At 68.6% G+C, this 16,975-nt stretch carries 16 protein-coding genes and 1 riboswitch; of the genes, 7 read left to right on the forward strand and 9 right to left on the reverse strand.

The genetic code is table 11. The annotated features are described in order from the left end of the window. Positions 1-25 precede the first annotated feature (25 nt). Positions 26-985, reverse strand: coding sequence for a 4-hydroxy-3-methylbut-2-enyl diphosphate reductase (ispH, locus tag AAFN88_RS06055; protein ID WP_347519031.1), 960 nt, complete (start codon positions 983-985; stop codon positions 26-28). Between the two features lie 283 nt (positions 986-1,268). On the opposite strand from ispH, the gene AAFN88_RS06060 reads away from it, so the two are divergent. From AAFN88_RS06060 to glyA, 7 genes are all read left to right on the forward strand, one after another. Continuing rightward, positions 1,269-1,508 carry a CDGSH iron-sulfur domain-containing protein gene (locus tag AAFN88_RS06060; RefSeq protein WP_347519033.1) on the forward strand — a complete coding sequence of 80 codons (240 nt, stop codon included), beginning with the start codon at positions 1,269-1,271 and terminating at the stop codon, positions 1,506-1,508. 43 nt (positions 1,509-1,551) lie between these two features. Continuing rightward, positions 1,552-2,091, forward strand: coding sequence for a hypothetical protein (locus AAFN88_RS06065; RefSeq protein ID WP_347519036.1), 540 nt, complete (start codon positions 1,552-1,554; stop codon positions 2,089-2,091). 9 nt (positions 2,092-2,100) lie between these two features. After that, the gene (locus AAFN88_RS06070) at positions 2,101-2,628 is read left to right on the forward strand and encodes a GFA family protein (RefSeq protein ID WP_347519038.1); all 528 of its coding nucleotides are present in this window, start codon (positions 2,101-2,103) and stop codon (positions 2,626-2,628) included. Between the two features lie 73 nt (positions 2,629-2,701). Next, positions 2,702-2,797: riboswitch (glycine riboswitch) on the forward strand. 199 nt (positions 2,798-2,996) lie between these two features. Continuing rightward, positions 2,997-4,112 carry a glycine cleavage system aminomethyltransferase GcvT gene (gene gcvT / locus AAFN88_RS06075; protein WP_347519040.1) on the forward strand — a complete coding sequence of 372 codons (1,116 nt, stop codon included), beginning with the start codon at positions 2,997-2,999 and terminating at the stop codon, positions 4,110-4,112. 34 nt (positions 4,113-4,146) lie between these two features. Next, the gene (gene gcvH / locus AAFN88_RS06080; RefSeq protein WP_347519041.1) at positions 4,147-4,518 is read left to right on the forward strand and encodes a glycine cleavage system protein GcvH; all 372 of its coding nucleotides are present in this window, start codon (positions 4,147-4,149) and stop codon (positions 4,516-4,518) included. Positions 4,519-4,582: 64 nt separating this feature from the next. After that, positions 4,583-7,501, forward strand: a complete 2,919-nt coding sequence (gcvP, locus tag AAFN88_RS06085; protein ID WP_347519043.1) for an aminomethyl-transferring glycine dehydrogenase — start codon at positions 4,583-4,585, stop codon at positions 7,499-7,501. Between the two features lie 217 nt (positions 7,502-7,718). Continuing rightward, positions 7,719-9,044: an aminotransferase class I/II-fold pyridoxal phosphate-dependent enzyme gene (glyA, locus tag AAFN88_RS06090; RefSeq protein WP_347519044.1), complete on the forward strand. Its 1,326-nt coding sequence runs from the start codon at positions 7,719-7,721 to the stop codon at positions 9,042-9,044. Between the two features lie 178 nt (positions 9,045-9,222). Here glyA and AAFN88_RS06095 read toward each other — a convergent pair whose 3' ends face one another. From AAFN88_RS06095 to AAFN88_RS06130, 8 genes are all read right to left on the reverse strand, one after another. Then, a complete protein-coding gene (locus tag AAFN88_RS06095; RefSeq protein WP_347519046.1) occupies positions 9,223-9,714 on the reverse strand; it encodes a F0F1 ATP synthase subunit B in 492 nt (163 codons plus the stop codon). After that, complete coding sequence (locus AAFN88_RS06100; protein WP_347519048.1) at positions 9,714-10,205, reverse strand: F0F1 ATP synthase subunit B'; 492 nt, start codon at positions 10,203-10,205, stop codon at positions 9,714-9,716. The genes AAFN88_RS06095 and AAFN88_RS06100 overlap by 1 nt, the downstream gene beginning before the upstream one ends. A 99-nt stretch (positions 10,206-10,304) precedes the next feature. Continuing rightward, complete coding sequence (locus tag AAFN88_RS06105) at positions 10,305-10,529, reverse strand: F0F1 ATP synthase subunit C (RefSeq protein WP_347519049.1); 225 nt, start codon at positions 10,527-10,529, stop codon at positions 10,305-10,307. A 69-nt stretch (positions 10,530-10,598) separates the two neighbouring features. Continuing rightward, complete coding sequence (locus AAFN88_RS06110) at positions 10,599-11,348, reverse strand: F0F1 ATP synthase subunit A (RefSeq protein ID WP_347519051.1); 750 nt, start codon at positions 11,346-11,348, stop codon at positions 10,599-10,601. A 24-nt stretch (positions 11,349-11,372) separates the two neighbouring features. Then, positions 11,373-11,759 carry an AtpZ/AtpI family protein gene (locus AAFN88_RS06115; protein WP_347519053.1) on the reverse strand — a complete coding sequence of 129 codons (387 nt, stop codon included), beginning with the start codon at positions 11,757-11,759 and terminating at the stop codon, positions 11,373-11,375. Between the two features lie 239 nt (positions 11,760-11,998). Continuing rightward, positions 11,999-15,463, reverse strand: a complete 3,465-nt coding sequence (smc, locus tag AAFN88_RS06120) for a chromosome segregation protein SMC (RefSeq protein ID WP_347519054.1) — start codon at positions 15,461-15,463, stop codon at positions 11,999-12,001. Between the two features lie 79 nt (positions 15,464-15,542). Next, positions 15,543-16,229, reverse strand: a complete 687-nt coding sequence (locus tag AAFN88_RS06125; RefSeq protein ID WP_347519056.1) for a thioredoxin domain-containing protein — start codon at positions 16,227-16,229, stop codon at positions 15,543-15,545. Positions 16,230-16,382: 153 nt separating this feature from the next. Further along, positions 16,383-16,946 (reverse strand): DUF721 domain-containing protein, encoded by a 564-nt coding sequence (locus tag AAFN88_RS06130; RefSeq protein ID WP_347519058.1) that lies wholly within the window; start codon positions 16,944-16,946, stop codon positions 16,383-16,385. Positions 16,947-16,975: the final 29 nt, after the last annotated feature.

Here is a 16,975-nt window from a genome sequence, read left to right on the forward strand (position 1 = left end):
GTTCCGGGGGCGATTGTACCGGGCGTCAGGCGGAGGCGGTCTTGGCGGTCAGTTCCCGGGGCAGCTTGAAGGTGACGTCCTCGACCACGCCGCTGACGTTCTGGAGCTGAACGTCGAAGCGGTCGCGGCAAGCCGCGATGACTTCCTCGACCAGAACCTCCGGCGCCGAGGCGCCGGCGGTCAGTCCCAGCCGCTGAATCTCGCCCAGGGCCTCCCAGTCGATGTCGGCGGCGCGCTGGACCAGCAGCGACTTGGGGCAGCCCTCGCGGCGCGCGACCTCGACCAGGCGCTGGGAGTTGGAGGAGTTCGGCGCTCCGACGACCATCAGGGCGTCGCAGTTGCGGGCAATGGCCTTCACCGCTTCCTGGCGGTTGGTCGTCGCGTAGCAGATGTCTTCCTTCTTGGGGCCGTCGATGGCCGGGAAGCGCCGCCGCAGGGCGGCGATGATCTCTATGGTGTCGTCGACCGACAGGGTGGTCTGGGTGATGTAGGCCAGGTTCTCCGGGTCGTCGACCTGCACGCTCTCGGCCTCGTCCACGTTCTCCACCAGCAGGATCGCGCCTTCCTCGACCTGTCCCATGGTGCCGATGACCTCCGGGTGGCCGGCATGGCCGATCAGCAGGATCTGGCGCCCGACCCGGGCATGGCGCTCGGCCTCGCGGTGGACTTTGCTGACCAGCGGGCAGGTGGCGTCCAGATAGAAGAGACGGCGCCGCTCGGCCTCGCTGGGCACCTCCTTGGGCACGCCGTGGGCCGAGAAGATCACCGGCACGCCCTCGGGCACCTCTTCCAGTTCCTCGACGAAGACGGCGCCCTTGGCCTCCAGCGACTCGACCACGAAGCGGTTATGGACGATTTCGTGCCGCACGTAGACGGGCGCGCCGTAGCGCTCCAGCGCGCGCTCGACGATTTCGATGGCCCGCTCCACGCCGGCGCAAAAGCCCCGGGGATTGGCCAGAAGAACGGTTAGCGGCTTCTTACTCATCCAAAGGGGTCCCTGTCCTTGGAACGATCCTGGGCAACGGCCCAGCGGTATGGCCCGGCCGGCCTCGGGTCCGCCGAAGCCGCAGGGCCTAGGGTGAGCGCCTGCAGCCGGTGCCGCAAGGCCTGTTTCGGGCGCCTGCGCCGGGAGGCTCCCCCGTCAGCGCCCCTTGTCCCGGGCCTAGTGCTTCCGTAAAGTCCGCCCGGCACGAAAAATGGCGCTTCCCGGCGGCTCTCCGGCGCCGCCCGCGGACACTAATACAGCAGGCCAACAGAAGGAAGGCTTCATGGCAGACCCGATTCCCGCGCAGAAGGAGCCATATAAGGTTTCCGTCGAGGCCGGAAAGAAGTACTTCTGGTGTGCCTGCGGGCGCAGCAGGAATCAGCCTTTCTGCGACGGCTCCCATGCCGGAACGGGCCTTTCCCCGGTCCCCTATGAGGCGCCGGCCAGCAAAGTCGTGTTTTTCTGCGGCTGCAAGGCGACCGGCAGGCAGCCGTTCTGCGACGGCAGCCACTCCCGGCTCTGACCGGCCGACCCGCACCCAGGACCCTGCGATAGAGCGAGCCTCCATGATTGCCTTTTCTTCCCGGTTTAACGTTCTCCGCCCCTCGCGTCTGTTCCTCGGCCTCGCCGCCGGCCTGGTGCTGGCCGGCTGCGCCAGCGAGCCGGAAACCCGGCCCTGCCCCCAGGCGGTGGTGCTCAGCGACGCCTCGCGACAGGTGAAATTCAGCGGTCAGGGCCGCGATCTGACCGACGTGCTCTTCGAGGCCTCGATCGAGACCGGGCGGCTGATCTGCGAATACGACGAGAACGTGCTGGACGTCGACCTGCAGGTCCAGGTGATCGCCGCGCGCGGCCCGGCCAACAGCGACCGCCTGGCCAACGTCAGCTATTTCGTGGCCGTCGCCCGCAGCGACCAGTCCGTTCTGGCGCGCCAGAGCTTCGATATCGCCATTCCCTTCCCCGGCAACCGCACGCGGGTCTCGGGCCTGGAGGAAATCGGCCAGGTCATCACGCTGCAGGGCGACGAGGACGGCGGCGACTACCGCATCTACGTCGGCCTGGATCTGACCCGCGAGGAACTGGAGTACAACCGCGCCAACTACTGAGGTTCCGGCATGGCGGACAGTTCTGAGCAGAAGGCCTGGCGCGAAGGCGGCTGCGCCTGCGGCGCCGTCCGCTACAGGGCCAGGCCGGCGGCGGCGCTGGCGCTCTACCGCTGCCACTGCCGCGACTGCCAGAAGCAAACCTCCAGCGCCTTCGGTCTTTCGATGTTCATGCCGGCGGAGGCCTTCGAGCTGACGCAAGGCACCCCGAGGAAGTTCGCGCGGCAGGCCGACAGCGGCCGCATCATCGACAGCTTCTTCTGCGCCGATTGCGGCAGCCGCATCTACAACACCTCTGCCGCCCGCCCGGGCCTGGTCAACCTGCGCCCCGGCACCCTGGACGATCCTTCCGGCCTGACGCCCGTGGGCGACGTCTGGGCGGCGCGGCGCCAGGACTGGGTGGACCTGCTGCCCGGCGGCGTCGCCTATGAAACCCAGCCCGACGACCTGACGGCCCTGATCGAGCGCTACGCGGCCCGCAAGGCCGCGCGCGGGGGTGCGCCGGACGCTTCGCCGGAGGCCGGCGATGCAGGGAGTTGAAATTCCCCCGGGGTCGGGCTAGCTTCTTGACGACAGCGAGACGGCCGGCCGCGAGCCGACCGTCTTCTGCCTTTGATCCCCTGCGGGAGAGACCGGTTTGCGCGAGCGAATCGGCGCCGAAGGAGCAACCGCCCCGGAAACTCTCAGGCAAAAGGACCGCAAGGGTGAGGCTCTTCTGGAAAGCGGTCGCGTCCGGCCCCCTGTTTCATGCGGGGGTTTTGGCCGGGCGAGTCTCACCGAAGGAGTAAGTCGGCAGCCGTTGCCAACGGCAATCCGATGAATCTCTCAGGTATCCACGACAGAAGGGGCCGGTCTACCCTCGACGAGGGTGGCGCTGGCGGAATGACTTTTGTCGAAGGAGGCGCGCCTTGGGTGAGCCAGGCACAGCGGGGCAGAAAGAAACAGCCCTCTTCACTTTGCATCAGGAACTGGGCGGCAAGATCGTGCCCTTTGCGGGCTATGCCCTTCCGGTGCAGTACCCGGCCGGCATCATGGCCGAACACAAGCAGACCCGCGACTCGGCCGGGCTGTTCGACGTTTCCCACATGGGACAGTTGAAGCTGGCGGGCGCCGACCGCGTCGCCGCGCTGGAGGCCCTGGTGCCGGCGGATCTGGCGGGCCTCGCCGTGGGGCGCCAGCGTTACAGCTTCTTCACCAACGACGACGGCGGCATTCTCGACGACCTGATGATCTCCAACCAGGGCGACTGGCTGTTCCTGGTGGTCAACGCCGCCTGCAAGGAAGCGGACATCGCCCATCTGAAGGCGAACCTGAAGGGCGATGTAACCCTTACCGAGCTTACCGACCGCGCGCTCATGGCGCTGCAGGGGCCCAAGGCGGCCGCGGTGCTGGCGCGTCTGGCGCCGGGCGTCGAGGCCATGAAGTTCATGGACTGCAAGCCGGTGGAGATCGACGGGACGGCCTGCATCGTCAGCCGCTCCGGCTACACCGGCGAGGACGGCTACGAGATTTCCGTGCCCGCCGAGGCCGCCGACGCCCTGGCGCGTCATCTGCTGGCCGCCGAGGAAGTCATGCCGATCGGCCTGGGCGCGCGCGATTCGCTGCGCCTGGAGGCCGGACTTTGCCTCTACGGCCATGACATCGATACCGCCACCACACCGGTCGAGGCCGACCTGACCTGGGCGATCCAGAAGCGCCGCCGCGAGGGCGGCGGCTTCCCGGGTGCCGCCGTGGTGCAGAAACAACTGGCCGAGGGCGCGCCGCGCCGCCGTGTCGGCCTGCTGCCGGAAGGACGCGCGCCGATTCGCGAGGGCGCGGTTCTGCAGGACGGCGAGGGCCGGGATGTCGGCAAGGTCACCTCCGGCGGCTTCGGGCCGACGGTCGGCGGACCGGTGGCCATGGGTTACGTGACGGCAGATCTGGCGGCGGAAGGAACTGCGCTGCAGGCCGTGGTCCGGGGCAAGGCGCTGCCCTGCAAGGTGGCGGCGCTGCCCTTCGCGAAACACAACTACTTCCGAGGTTGAACTCCTTTACAGGCTACAGGGGGATTTAAGAGACATGAGCGAGAAACGTTACACCGAAGACCACGAATGGATGCAGATCGACGGCGACACCGCGACCGTCGGCATCAGCGACCACGCCCAGCAGCAGCTTGGTGACATCGTCTTCGTCGAGCTGCCGGAAATCGGCAAGGCCCTGGAGAAGGGCAAGGATGCCGCGGTGGTCGAATCGGTGAAGGCCGCCAGCGAGATCTATGCGCCGGCCGACGGCGAGGTGCTGGAGGTCAACGAGGCGCTGAACGACGAGCCGGCCAAGGTGAACAGCGATGCCGAGGGCGAGGGCTGGTTCTTCAAGATGAAGCTCAGCGATCCGTCGCAGGTCGCCGCGCTGATGGACGAGGCCGCCTACAAGGCTTTCGTCGGGGATTAAGGGTTTCCTCGGCGCCTGAGTGCCGCTGGAAGTGTTCCGTGCAGGGTGTAACCGGAGAAGATCCATGAGTAACGAGAAGCCGTCACAGCAGCCGACCCTGGCCGAATTGGAGAAGCGCGACGACTTCGTGCGCCGGCACATCGGACCCGGCGAGCCGCAGATTGCCGCCATGCTGGAAAGCCTGGGGCTCGAGTCCCTGGACGCCCTGGTCGATAAGGCGGTGCCGGATTCGATCCGCAGCAGCGGGCCCATGGCCCTGCCGCCGGTGCGCAACGAGCGCGACACCCTGGCCTATCTGCGGGCCATGGCCGACCGCAACCAGATCATGACCTCGATGATCGGCATGGGCTACTACGGCACCTTCCTGCCGGGCGTCATCCAGCGCCGGGTGCTGGAGAATCCGGGCTGGTACACGGCTTACACGCCCTATCAGGCGGAGGTCAGCCAAGGCCGCCTGGAGGTGCTGCTGAACTTCCAGCAGATGATCATCGACTTGACCGGCCTGGAGATCGCCAACGCCTCGCTGCTGGACGAGGCGACGGCCGCGGCCGAGGCCATGGCCATGGCGCACCGGGTCTCCAAGTCGAAATCCGAGACCTTCTTCGTGGCCGAGGACTGCCATCCGCAGACCTTGGCGGTGATCCAGACCCGCGCCCGGCCGCTGGATATCGAGATCATCGTCGGCGACCCGGCGACGGAGCTGGCCGGCAAGCAGGTCTTCGGCGCTCTGCTGCAGTATCCCGGCACCTACGGCGACCTGCGCGACATCCGCCCCATCGTAGAGGCGCTGCATGCCCAGGACGCCCTGGCCGTGGTCGCCGCCGACCTGCTGGCGCTGACCGTCGCGACGCCGCCGGGCGAGCTGGGCGCCGACATCGTCGTCGGCTCCTCCCAGCGGTTCGGTGTGCCCATGGGCTACGGCGGCCCGCACGCCGCTTTCTTCGCCACCAAGGACGCCTACAAGCGCTCGGTGCCCGGACGTCTCATCGGCGTCTCGGTGGATTCCGCCGGGCGCCCCGCGCTGCGTATGGCCCTGCAGACCCGCGAGCAGCACATCCGCCGCGAGAAGGCGACCAGCAACATCTGCACAGCCCAGGTTCTGTTGGCGATCATCGCCGCGCTCTTCGCCGTCTACCACGGCCCCGACGGGCTGGAGCGTATCGCCCGCCGGGTGCAGCGCCTGACCGGCATCCTCTGGCAGGGGCTCAAGCAGCTCGGCATCGAGGTGGAGAACGACACCTTCTTCGACACCCTGACCCTGGCGGTGCCCGGCCGCGCCGAGGTGCTGCTGGCCAAGGCGCGCGAGGCCGGCATCAACCTGCGCCTCATCGACAGCGGGCGCATCGGCATCTCGCTGGACGAAACGACCTCGCGCGAGGACGTGCAGAAACTGTTCGACACCTTCGCCGGCTTCGGCGTCGAGCCGCCGCGGGTCGAGGATCTGGACGGCCAAGCCAAGGACGGCATCCCGGCGGAGCTGAAGCGGACGTCGGACTACCTGACGCATCCGGTCTTCAATCTCTATCACGGCGAGACCGAAATGCTGCGCTACCTGCGCCGTCTGCAGGCCAAGGACATCGCCCTCGACCGCTCCATGATCCCACTCGGCTCCTGCACCATGAAGCTGAACGCGACCACGGAGATGCAGGCCATCACCTGGCCGGAGTTCGCGGAGATCCATCCCTTCGCGCCGCTGGACCAGGTCCAGGGCTATCGCCAGCTCTTCGACGAGCTGGAGGGCATGCTCTGCGCGGCGACGGGTTTCGACGCGGTCTCGCTGCAGCCCAATGCCGGCTCGCAGGGCGAGTACGCCGGCCTCATGACTATCCGCAAGTATCACGAGAGCCGCGGCGAGGCGCATCGTGACGTCTGCCTCATCCCCTCCTCGGCGCACGGCACCAATCCAGCTTCGGCTTCCATGGCCGGCATGAAGGTCGTGGTGGTGAAGTGCGACGAGAAGGGCAACGTCGACGTGGCCGACCTGAAGGCCAAGGCGGGCGAACACAAGGACAAGCTGGCGGCCCTCATGGTCACCTATCCTTCGACCCACGGCGTCTTCGAGACGGCGATCCGCGAGATCTGCCAGGTCATCCACGACAACGGCGGCCAAGTCTACATGGACGGCGCCAACTTCAACGCCCTGCTCGGTCTCTGCAAGCCGGGCGAGATCGGCGCCGACGTGTCGCACATGAACCTGCACAAGACCTTCTGCATCCCGCACGGCGGCGGCGGCCCCGGCGTGGGGCCCATCGGCGTGCGGTCGCATCTGGCGCCCTTCCTGCCGGACCATCCGGTGGTCAAGGGCGTGAACCCGGCGGCGGGCGAGGGGCAGACCATGGGTCCGGTCTCGGCGGCGCCCTGGGGTTCGGCCTCGATCCTGCCGATTTCCTGGGCCTATATCGCCATGATGGGCGCCGACGGCCTGACGCGGGCGACCCAGGTGGCGATCCTCAACGCCAACTACATCGCCCGGCGCCTGCAGCCGCACTTCCCGGTGCTCTACACCGGCCAGAACGGCATGGTGGCGCACGAGTGCATCATCGACCTGCGTGACCTGAAGGGGCGCTGCGGCATCTCCGTGGAGGACGTCGCCAAGCGCCTGGTCGACTACGGCTACCATGCGCCGACCATGTCCTTCCCGGTGGCCGACACCTTGATGATCGAACCGACGGAGAGCGAGGCCAAGCGCGAGATCGACCGCTTCTGCGACGCCTTGATCGCCATCGCCGGAGAGATCGCCGAGGTCGAAGCCGGCAAGGTGAGCGCGGAGGACAGCGTGCTGCACCACGCCCCGCATACCCACCACCTGCTGCTGGCCGACTGGGACCGCGCCTATGCCAAGGAGCAGGCCTTCTTCCCGCTGGACGGCGACAAGGACGACAAATACTGGCCGCCGGTCGGCCGCGTCGACAACGTTGCCGGCGACCGCCACCTGGTCTGCACCTGCCCGCCCATCGAGGCCTACCAGGAAGCGGCGGAGTAGGGGCGGAAGCTTAGTCGGATCATTCCCGGCGTTTGCGGCCCCACCCCCCTCCTAACCTCCCCCCATCAAGGGGGGAGGGACGTTGAATCGAGCCCTTCCTAATATCTCCCTCCCCCTTGATGGGGGAGGGTTGGGGTGGGGGTGACCGTCGCCGCATTTCCCCTTTGCTGCCTCGGCCGAACGATGCTCTCCTTGCACCCAAAGCAGGGAGTATCTCATGACCAATCTGGCCTACCGGCCCTGGGTGCCGGAAGCTTGCGAGAGCTACATCCAGAGCCTCGCCGGACGGACCGCGCAGTCCGCCTCCGGCGACGTCGCCCGGCGTCTCGACGGCCTGGTGGAGCGCAACCGCGCGATCCATGAGCGCGAGTGCTTCAACCTCAACCCGGCGACCAACGTGATGAACCCGCGCGCCGAGGCGGTGCTGGCGGCGGGGCTCGGCGCGCGGCCTTCGCTCGGCTATCCCGGCGACAAGTACGAGATGGGCCTGGAGGCCATCGAGGAGATCGAGGTAATCGCCGCCGAGCTGGCCGCCGAGGTCTTCCGCGCGAAGTATGCGGAGATCCGTGTCGCCTCGGGCGCGCTGGCGAACCTCTACGCCTTCATGGCCACCTGCCGGCCCGGCGACGCCATCATCGCGCCGCCGCCGGCCATCGGCGGCCACGTCACCCACCACGCCGCCGGCTGCGCCGGGCTCTACGGCCTGACCATCCACCCGGCGCCGGTCGATGCCGACGGTTACACCGTCGACCTGGCGGGCCTGAAGAAGCTGGCGCAGGAGGTGCGCCCCAAGCTCCTCACCCTGGGCGGCAGCCTCAACCTCTTTCCCCATCCGGTGGCCCGGGTGCGCGAGATCGCCGATTCGGTGGGCGCCAAGCTGCTGTTCGACGCCGCCCACCAGTGCGGCATCATCGCCGGCGGCGCCTGGGACGACCCGCTGGCCGAGGGCGCCCACCTCATGACCATGAGCACCTACAAGAGCCTGGGCGGGCCCGCCGGGGGCCTCATCGTCACCAACGAGGCCGAGCTGGCGGAGAAGCTCGACGCCATCGCCTTTCCGGGGCTTACCGCCAACTTCGACGCCGCCAAGTCGGCGGCCCTGGCCTACACGCTGATCGACTGGCGCGAGCAGGGCGCGGCCTATGCGGCGAAGATGATCTCCGTGGCCCGGGCCTTCGCCGCGGCCCTGGACGCCGAGGGCCTGCCGGTCTTCGCCAAGGACAAGGGCTTCACGCAGTCGCACCAGTTCGCGCTGGCGGCGGCGTCCTGGGGCGGCGGCCAGGCGACCGCCAAGAAGCTGCGCAAGGCGGGCTTCCTCGCCTGCGGCATCGGTCTGCCCCTCGACCCGGTTGAGGGCGATATGAACGGTCTCAGGATCGGCACGCCGGAGCTGGTGCGCTGGGGCGTCACCGAGGACGACGTGGCGGCGCTGGCGGGCCTGCTGAAGCGCGCGCTCAACACCGACGCACCGGAATCCCTCGCGCCCGAGGTGGCGGCCCTACGCGCCCGCTTCGACAAGCTGCACTACGTTCGGGACGCCTGAGTTTTCTCGTCATGCTCGGGCTTGTCCCGGGCATCCAGGGCGGGGGCCGATGTGGCGGCCCGCAGCTGCACTGTAGGAACCCTCGGGAAGAGCCCAAGGGTGGCAGGTTGAGAAATGAAAAACGCCCGGCTCTCGAGAGAGAACCGGGCGTTTGTCGTTTCAGGGACTGTCGCGCCGCTTAGTGCAGCTTCTGCCCCAGATCCTTGATGGCCTGGTCGACCATGGCCTGGTCGCGCTGCGGGTCGACGTTCTCGCTCAGCAGCTTGGCCGTCGCCGCGATGGCGATGTCGACGGCCTGGGCGCGCACGTCCTGCACCGCCTGGGCCTCGGCCTGGGCGATTTTCTCCAGAGCCGTCTTCTCGCGGCGGGCCAGAGTGGCCTTCAGGTCCTCGGCGGCCTGCCTGCTCAGCAGTTCGGCCTCGTGCCTGGCGCTGGCCAGCAGATCCTCGGCCTCCTTGGCCGCGTCGCGCTGTTTGCGCTTGTACTCGGCCAGGGCCTTCTGCGCTTCCTCGCGCAGGCGCTGGGCCTCGTCGAGTTCCGCCTTGATGCGCTCGGCGCGGGCGTCGATGCCGTCCAGGATGGCGCCGCGCGCCTTCCAGACGATCAGGCCGACGAAGACGAAGAAGGCAATGGCGACCCAGAAAGTGGGATCGTTCAGGAGAGCGGACATCAGCGCTTGCCTCCCATCACTTCGCCGACGGCGCGGGCGATCTCCTGATCGCCGGCTTTGACGCCGATCAGCTTTTCCGTGGCTGCGGCCACGACCTCGGTGACCGTGCCCTCCAGGCTGGAAAGCGCCGCCGTCTTGGCCTCGGCGATACGCGCCTCTGCTTCCTCGGTCTGCTTGCTCAGCTTGGCCGCCACTTCGCCGTTCTGGCGTTCCGCCTCGGCCTTCATCTCATTCTGGGCCTTCTGCAGCACGCTGTGCGCCGAGGCCTGGGCGTCGGCGCGCATTTTCTCGTACTCGGCGAGGATGGTCTCGGCCTCTTCCTTAAGGGCCGTGGCCTTCTTCAGGTCGTCGTCCAGCTTGCGCTGTCTTGCTTCCAGGACATCGGCGATGCGCGGCAGGGCGATGCGCCAGACGACCAGGTAGAGGGCGATGAAGGTGATCGCCAGCCAGATCAGTTGTGTCGGCCAGACGGCAGGATCGAGTTGGGGCATGGCCCGCGTCCTCTCACTCTGTCAGGGATAATGCCGGCGGGAAAAGCGGGTGCCGGCGGCTTTGCCGCCGCCGGCCGAGAGCTTCTCCGCGGACGGCGCTTAACGGAACAGAATGAGCAGCGCGATGACCAGCGCGAACAGCGCGATGGCTTCCACCAGCGCGAAGCCCAGCATGGTCATGGTGAAGACCTCGCCCCGCGCCGCCGGGTTGCGGCCGACCGCGACGATGAAGGACGAGAAGATGCTGCCGATGCCGATACCCGAGCCGATGACGCCGATAACGGCCAGGCCCGCGCCGATCACTTTCGCGGCTTCAATTTCCATTGTTAAAGCTCCCTTTGACGTAAAAAGCTGAATGAGGGTTGTCGATGACGCTCCGGCCCGTCCTGAAGATCAGTGCAGGTGCAGCGCGTCGTTGATGTAGAGGCAGGTCAGGATGGCGAAGACGTAGGCCTGGAGGAAGGCGATGAGGATCTCCAGGCCGGTCAGGGCCACGATCACCGCGAAGGGCAGAACGCCGAACACGCCGAGCACGCCGACGAAACCGGCGATGACCTTGAGCAGCGTGTGCCCGGCCAGCATGTTGGCGAAAAGACGGACGGAAAGGCTGATCGGACGCGAGAGGTAGGAGATCACCTCGATCGGGATCAGCAGCGGCCACATGGCGATCGGCGCGCCCGGCGGCACGAAGAAGCTGAAGAAGTGCATGCCGTGCTTGGCGATGGCCAGGACGGTCACGCCGATGAAGACCAGCGCCGCCAGGGCGAAGGTCACGATGATGTGGCTGGTGAAGGTGAAGCTGTAGGGCAGCATGCCGAGCAGGTTGCCGAACAGGATGAACATGAAGAGCGTGAAGATGATCGGGAAGTAGCGGCGGCCCTCGGCGCCGACGGTATCCGATATCAATCCCGCGATGAACTCGTAGGACATCTCGGCCAGGCTCTGCATACGCCCGGGAACCAGGGCGCCGCGGCGCATGCCGAGGATCAGGAAAGCGGAGATCAGCACCAGCGCCGCGACCATCATCAGCGACGAGTTGGTGAAGGCGAAGACCCCGATCTCATCGCCATGGCCCCCGGCCGGAAAGATGCTTTTGATCTCGAACTGTTCGAGGGGGCTGTGCCCGCCGCCGCCTTCAGCCATTCTGTTAAACCCTATCCGTCCCGACTAGTCGTCTATGTCCCGCCCCTGAGGCGCATTCTTGGCATCGGCCCGCCTGGAGGTTTCCTCCTCCGGCTTTTCAACCTGGCGGTAACCGACCTGGCCGCCCAGTCCCCCGACAACCCGGAAAACGTTCATAAATCCCGCGGCCGCGCCGAGCACGAAAAACAGCAGCAGGAACCAGGGTTTGGTTCCCAGCCACTGATCGAGGAAGTAACCGATCGCAACGCCGACTATCAGCGCCGCGACAATCTCAACCCCGATCCGCATGGCGAAGGCCAGTCCTTGGCCCTGGTCCTCAGAGCCCGCCTTCGTCTTGCGCCGCTTGGCTTCCGCCGCACGGAGTTCTTCGTCCAGCTTTTCGAGGGATGGCAGGGGGCGGTCGTCTTTCATGAAGCGCCTCTTCCCCCTGGCCCGATGACCGTTCTCCCCAAGGATTACCTGTGGTCTGAGCTGAATTCGCGCGCACAGTATGAAGACTCCCCCCCTCTGTCAAGGCGAAGAAACCCCAGTCAAACGCGGCGGAAACGCGCGGATTCGGGCGCTTTTGGCAAGCCCCGCGGGGACGCCCGCCGGCCCTGGTGGCGGCCCCGTCGCTGCACTGCGGAAAAGTCCCGGAAAAATAGACGCCCTTAGGCGCTCTCGCGCAGGTCCGCGGCGGCTTCCAGGTCCACCGAAACCAGCTGGCTGATACCGCGCTCGGCCATGGTCACGCCGAACAGGCGGTTGACCCGGGCCATGGTCATGCGGTGGTGGGTGATGACCAGGAAGCGGGTGCCGGTGGCCTTGGTCAGCTCGTCGACCAGGGCGCAGAAGCGGTCCACGTTGGCGTCGTCCAGCGGGGCGTCGACCTCGTCCAGCACGCAGATTGGCGCCGGGTTGGTCATGAAGACGCCGAACAGCAGGGCCAGGGCGGTCAGCGCCTGTTCGCCGCCGGACAGCAGCGACATGACCTGCAGGCGTTTGCCCGGCGGGCTGGCCATGATCTCCAGGCCGGCGGCCAGGGGGTCTTCCGATTCGGTGAGCTTCAGGTGGGCCCGTCCGCCGCCGAAGAGGCGCACGAAGAGCTCCTGGAAGTGGGTGTTCACCATCTCGAAGGCCGCCAGCAGGCGTTCGCGCCCCTCGCGGTTCAGGCTGGCGATGCCCTGGCGCAGGCGGCTGATGGCGTTGATCAGGTCGCTGCGCTCCGATTGCATGCCGACGATCTGTTCGTCCAGCTCGCGGGCTTCCTGCTCGGCGCGCAGGTTGACCGCGCCCAGGTTGTCGCGCTCGCGCAGCAGCCGGGCCAGCTTGGTCTCCACGTCCCCGCGCGGCGGCAGCTCCTGGCCTTCCTCGACCTCCGCCACCTGGAGGACAGTGTCCAGCGCGCAGGACAGCTTTTCCCGCACCTTCTGAACGACCGTATCCAGGGTCTGGCGTGCCTGGGAGACCGCGCCCTCGGCGCGGATGCGGTTCTCGCGGGCGTTGGTCAGCCGGGCTTCCTCGGCCTTCAGCGCCTTGTCGGCCTCGCTGAGGCGCGTCTCGCCGCTGGCCAGGGCGTCGGCGGCGTCGCGGCGGCGCGTCTCGGCCGCGTCGATCAGCTCGGCCAGGGCCTCGCGCTTCTCCGAGAGCGCCAGCGGCACGGCGGCGAGCTTCTCGATCTCCGCCTCGGTGGCGGCGCGGCGCTCTTCCAGCTCCGCCAGGTGGGTCTTGGCCTCCTCGCCGCGGCGCGCCCAGGACTGGAACTCGTTGGCGATGTCCATGAGCCGGCGGCCGCGGGCCTCGGCCTCGCGGCGCAACTGGTCGAGGCGTGCCTGGCGCTCCACCAGGGCGCTGCGCGCCGCGGCCAGCTCCTCGCGCAGCTCGTCGGCGCGCTGGTGCTCCAGGTTCAGGTCGGGCAGCCCGGCCTCTTCCTCGCGGGCCTGGGCCAGGGTCGCCTCGTTCTCCTCCACGTCGCCGCCCAGGCGGGCGAGGGACTCGTCCAGGGCGGCCAGGCGCGAGGCCACGGCATTCGCCCGCTGGGCCAGCCCGCCGTGCTCCTTGCGGGCGGCGTTCACCGCCTCGAAGGCCTCGCCTTCGGCGGCGCGGGCGGCGCGCTCGGCGCCGGCGGCCTGCTCGACGGCGGCCTCCAACTCGCCGTGGTCGGCGCTGGCCCGGGCGGTATCGCGTTCCACATCTTCCAGGCTGGCGCGCAGCTCGACCACGCGGTTGCGCTGGGCCATGCGCTGGGCTGCGGCGGTGGGCGCCTCGGCGCGGGCGGTGAAGCCGTCCCAGCGCCACAGGTCGCCTTCCTTGGTCACCAGGCGCTGGCCGGGCTGCAACTGGGTCTGCAGGCGCTGGCCGGTTTCGCGGTCCGCCACGACGCCGATCTGCGACAGGCGGCGGTCCAGGGCGGCGGGGCCGCGCACCACGCCGCTCAGCGGCTCGGCGCCGTGGGGCAGGGCCGGCACGCTGGCCATGGGCGCGAGGCTCTGCCAGTGCACCGGCGCGGCCTCGTCGGCGGAGACCGTCAGGTCGTCGCCCAGGGCGGCGCCGAGCGCCGCCTCGTAACCCGGCGTCACGGTGACGGCGTCGACCACCGGCGGCCACATATCGGCCTCTTCCGGCTCCAGCAGGGCGGTCAGCGCCGCGATCTCGGCTTCCAGCTTGGCCTGGGCGGCCTCCTGCTCGCGCAGCTTGCCGCGCGACTCGGCTTCGCGGTTGCGGGCTTCGGCGGTGGCTTCGGAGGCGCCGCTGCTGGCTTCGCGGGACTGCTCCAGACGCTGTTCGGCGGCGGCAAGCGCGTCGGCGGCGGCCTGTACCTCGCCCTCGGCCACCGTTTCGCGCACCACGGCCTCGCGCTGGCCCTGGGCCTCCTCGCGCTGACGGCGCAGGCGGGCGAGGCGTTGGGACAGCTCCTCGATGCGGCGGGTCAGCGCATTGGCGCGGGCCTCGTCCTCGGCGATCTTCTTGGTGACGGCGCTGAGCGCCTGTTCCTGTTCCTCGCTCTTGGCCGCGGCGGTGGCGCGTTCGGCCTCGGCGGCGGCCAGGGCTTCCTGCTCGCCCTCGGCGGCGACATTCAACTCGCCGCGCTCCTGGTTCAGGCGCTGCTGTGCCGCATCGGCGTCGCCGGCCAGGGCCTCGGCGCGCGACTTGTCGCCCAGCAACTGAGCCAGGCGCTCCTCGGCGCGGGCCTTGCCCTCGGCGGCCTGGGCTTCCTCGCGGTCCAGGGTGTCGCGGTCGACCTTCAGGCGCTGCAGCGCGGCGGCGGCTTCGGCCTCGGTCTCGCGCAGCCCGGGCAGGGCGCTGGCCGCCTCGGCCTGCTCGGTGGACTTGGCGGCGGCGGCTTCCGTCGCTTCCGCCACGGCCTTTTCGGCTTCGCCGAAGGCTTCCTCGGCGCGGGCGAGGGCGGCCTTGGCCTCCTCGCCCTCCAGGTGCAGCACGATGGCCTCGGAGCGGCGGATCTGGTCGTTGACGTTGCGGTAGCGGGTTGCTTGGCGGGCCTGCTTCTTCAGGCCCTGGAGCTGCGATTCCAGGGTCGAGATGACGTCGTCCAGGCGCTCCAGGTTGGTTTCCGCGGCGCGCAGGCGCAGCTCGGCCTCGTGGCGGCGCGAGTGCAGGCCGGTGATGCCCGCGGCTTCTTCCAGCAGGTGGCGGCGGTCCTGCGGCTTGGAATTGATGATGGTGCCGATGCGGCCCTGGCTGACCAGGGCGGTGGAGTGGGCGCCCGTGGCCGCGTCGGCGAAGAGCAGCTGTACGTCGCGGGCGCGGACTTCCTTGCCGTTGACCCTGTAGGTGGAGCCGCTGCCGCGCTCGATGCGGCGCACCACCTCGATCTCGTCGAACTCGTTGAACATGGCCGGCGCCTTGCGCTGGCTGTTGTCCAGCACCAGGGTGACGTCGGCGACGTTGCGCGCCGGGCGGTTGGAGCTGCCGGCGAAGATGACGTCGTCCATCTCCTTGCCGCGCATGCGCTTGGCCGAGGTCTCGCCCATGGCCCAGCGCAGCGCCTCGACGAGGTTGGACTTGCCGCAGCCGTTCGGGCCGACGACGCCTGTTATGCCCGATTGGATGTCCAGTTCGGTGACATCGACAAAGGACTTGAAGCCGCTCAAGCGAAGCTTGGTGAACTGCACCACGCCTGGCTATTCCCCCCGTGCCGTCATAACTGATCTCACTCCAATCCCCATCGCCGCAATTCTCACCGCCGGGCCGGCCTTATGACGCCTTGGACGCGGCCTGTTCCAATGCTGCGTTGAATTCGTCGTAGGGCAGGGCGCCTTGCACCAGCGTGCCGTTGACCACAAAGCTCGGAGTCGAGGCAATACTGTATCGGTCGCGGCCGTCGGTCTGCAGTTCGAGGATGCGGGTAATCTGCGCCTCGTCGTTGATGCAGGCTTCGAAGGCGTCGGGACCGAGCCCGGCCAGGGCCGCAAGCTGCTGCAGCGCCTTCAGCGGGTCGCCGCTGTGGGCCCACTTCTCCTGGTTCTTGAACAGCACGTCGAGGAAGCCGAAGAAGGCGTCGCCCTCAATGCAGTTGGCCGCCGCTGCGGCGCGCAGCGCCAGTTGGTCCAGCGGGTAGTGGCGGTAGACCATGCGCGCGCGCCCGGCGTCGATCCAGTCCGACTTGACCTGCGGCAGGGTGTTCTTGTGGAAGTTGGCGCAGTGCGGGCAGGTCAGCGAGGAGTATTCCAGGATGGTGACCGGCGCCTCGGCGCTGCCCAGGACGTGGTCGTCGGCGAAGACCGGCTCGCCGCCGGTTTTGGCGGCTAGGGTCATCGTCTCCTGCGGCGCGGCCGCGGTGCCCGGCAGCGGGGTCGGCGCGGCGCGCAGCCAGTAGGCGCCGCCCGCCGCGGCACCGGCGGCGACAACCCCAAGACCGATCAGAATATTCCGTCTATTCATAGCTCTACCTACCAGATGTTGTGCATGCTAGAGGGGCGTTTTCGATTCCACAAGCGCCCTTTTTGGGCAAAAACCGCCGCCGAAGCGGGCGTTTTCCGGCGCCGCCCGACGTGGTCCCCGACTTGGTCTATGTGGTCTCCCCGGCGGTGTAGTCTATGGATTTTTTGCGCCGCCGCCGCGCCGGCCCTTGAGCGAGCGTCCGAGGCCTTCCAGGGCCGCGCGCAGCTCCGGGTCCTCGACTGTGGATAATTTGGCGGCCAGGGCCTCGTCGAGGTCCGCCCGAGGCGTCTCCCGAGGGTCCGCGCGGCGCCCGGCGCGGCTGCCGCGCCCCTCCCTCTCCAGCGGCGGCAGCGGGCCCTGCTGCAGCACCAGGCGGCTGACCGCACGGTAGCCGAAGTAGCCGTTGATGCGCTCCAGCACCAGGGGCTCCAGATGCTGCACCTCCAGGGCCCAGCCCGGCGCCACCCGCAGGGTCAGGCGGCCGTCGACGGCCTCCCCCGCCTTGGGAAAGCGCAACTGGCGGGGGCGGCAGTGGACAGCCAGATCGCGCCCGACGATGGCCGGCCACTGGCGGGCGATGTCGGCGCCGGTCAGCCCGCGGCGCGCGAAGGCGCGCTTGGTCACGCTGGTCAGGCTGGAGCCGAGCGCGCGCAGGCCGCGGCCGCCGCGCCGGCGGTCGCCGGCCGTTCCTTTGCGGCGAGAGGTGTAATCGGACACTGGCGTCGTTCCCCGGCCCTTTCCTCTGG

Origin of the sequence: Pelagibius sp. CAU 1746, from assembly GCF_039839785.1 — a bacterium.
Taxonomy (GTDB): Bacteria; Pseudomonadota; Alphaproteobacteria; order Kiloniellales; family Kiloniellaceae; genus Pelagibius.

Coding starts and splice junctions, on each gene's coding strand:
- ispH (WP_347519031.1), bottom strand. CDS start 985: ATGAGTAAGAAGCCGCTAACCGTTCTTCTGGCCAATCCCCGGGGCTTT.
- AAFN88_RS06125 (WP_347519056.1), bottom strand. CDS start 16,229: ATGAATAGACGGAATATTCTGATCGGTCTTGGGGTTGTCGCCGCCGGT.
- gcvP (WP_347519043.1), top strand. CDS start 4,583: ATGAGTAACGAGAAGCCGTCACAGCAGCCGACCCTGGCCGAATTGGAG.
- AAFN88_RS06095 (WP_347519046.1), bottom strand. CDS start 9,714: ATGTCCGCTCTCCTGAACGATCCCACTTTCTGGGTCGCCATTGCCTTC.
- AAFN88_RS06105 (WP_347519049.1), bottom strand. CDS start 10,529: ATGGAAATTGAAGCCGCGAAAGTGATCGGCGCGGGCCTGGCCGTTATC.
- AAFN88_RS06060 (WP_347519033.1), top strand. CDS start 1,269: ATGGCAGACCCGATTCCCGCGCAGAAGGAGCCATATAAGGTTTCCGTC.
- AAFN88_RS06110 (WP_347519051.1), bottom strand. CDS start 11,348: ATGGCTGAAGGCGGCGGCGGGCACAGCCCCCTCGAACAGTTCGAGATC.
- gcvH (WP_347519041.1), top strand. CDS start 4,147: ATGAGCGAGAAACGTTACACCGAAGACCACGAATGGATGCAGATCGAC.
- glyA (WP_347519044.1), top strand. CDS start 7,719: ATGACCAATCTGGCCTACCGGCCCTGGGTGCCGGAAGCTTGCGAGAGC.
- AAFN88_RS06065 (WP_347519036.1), top strand. CDS start 1,552: ATGATTGCCTTTTCTTCCCGGTTTAACGTTCTCCGCCCCTCGCGTCTG.
- AAFN88_RS06100 (WP_347519048.1), bottom strand. CDS start 10,205: ATGCCCCAACTCGATCCTGCCGTCTGGCCGACACAACTGATCTGGCTG.
- AAFN88_RS06070 (WP_347519038.1), top strand. CDS start 2,101: ATGGCGGACAGTTCTGAGCAGAAGGCCTGGCGCGAAGGCGGCTGCGCC.
- AAFN88_RS06115 (WP_347519053.1), bottom strand. CDS start 11,759: ATGAAAGACGACCGCCCCCTGCCATCCCTCGAAAAGCTGGACGAAGAA.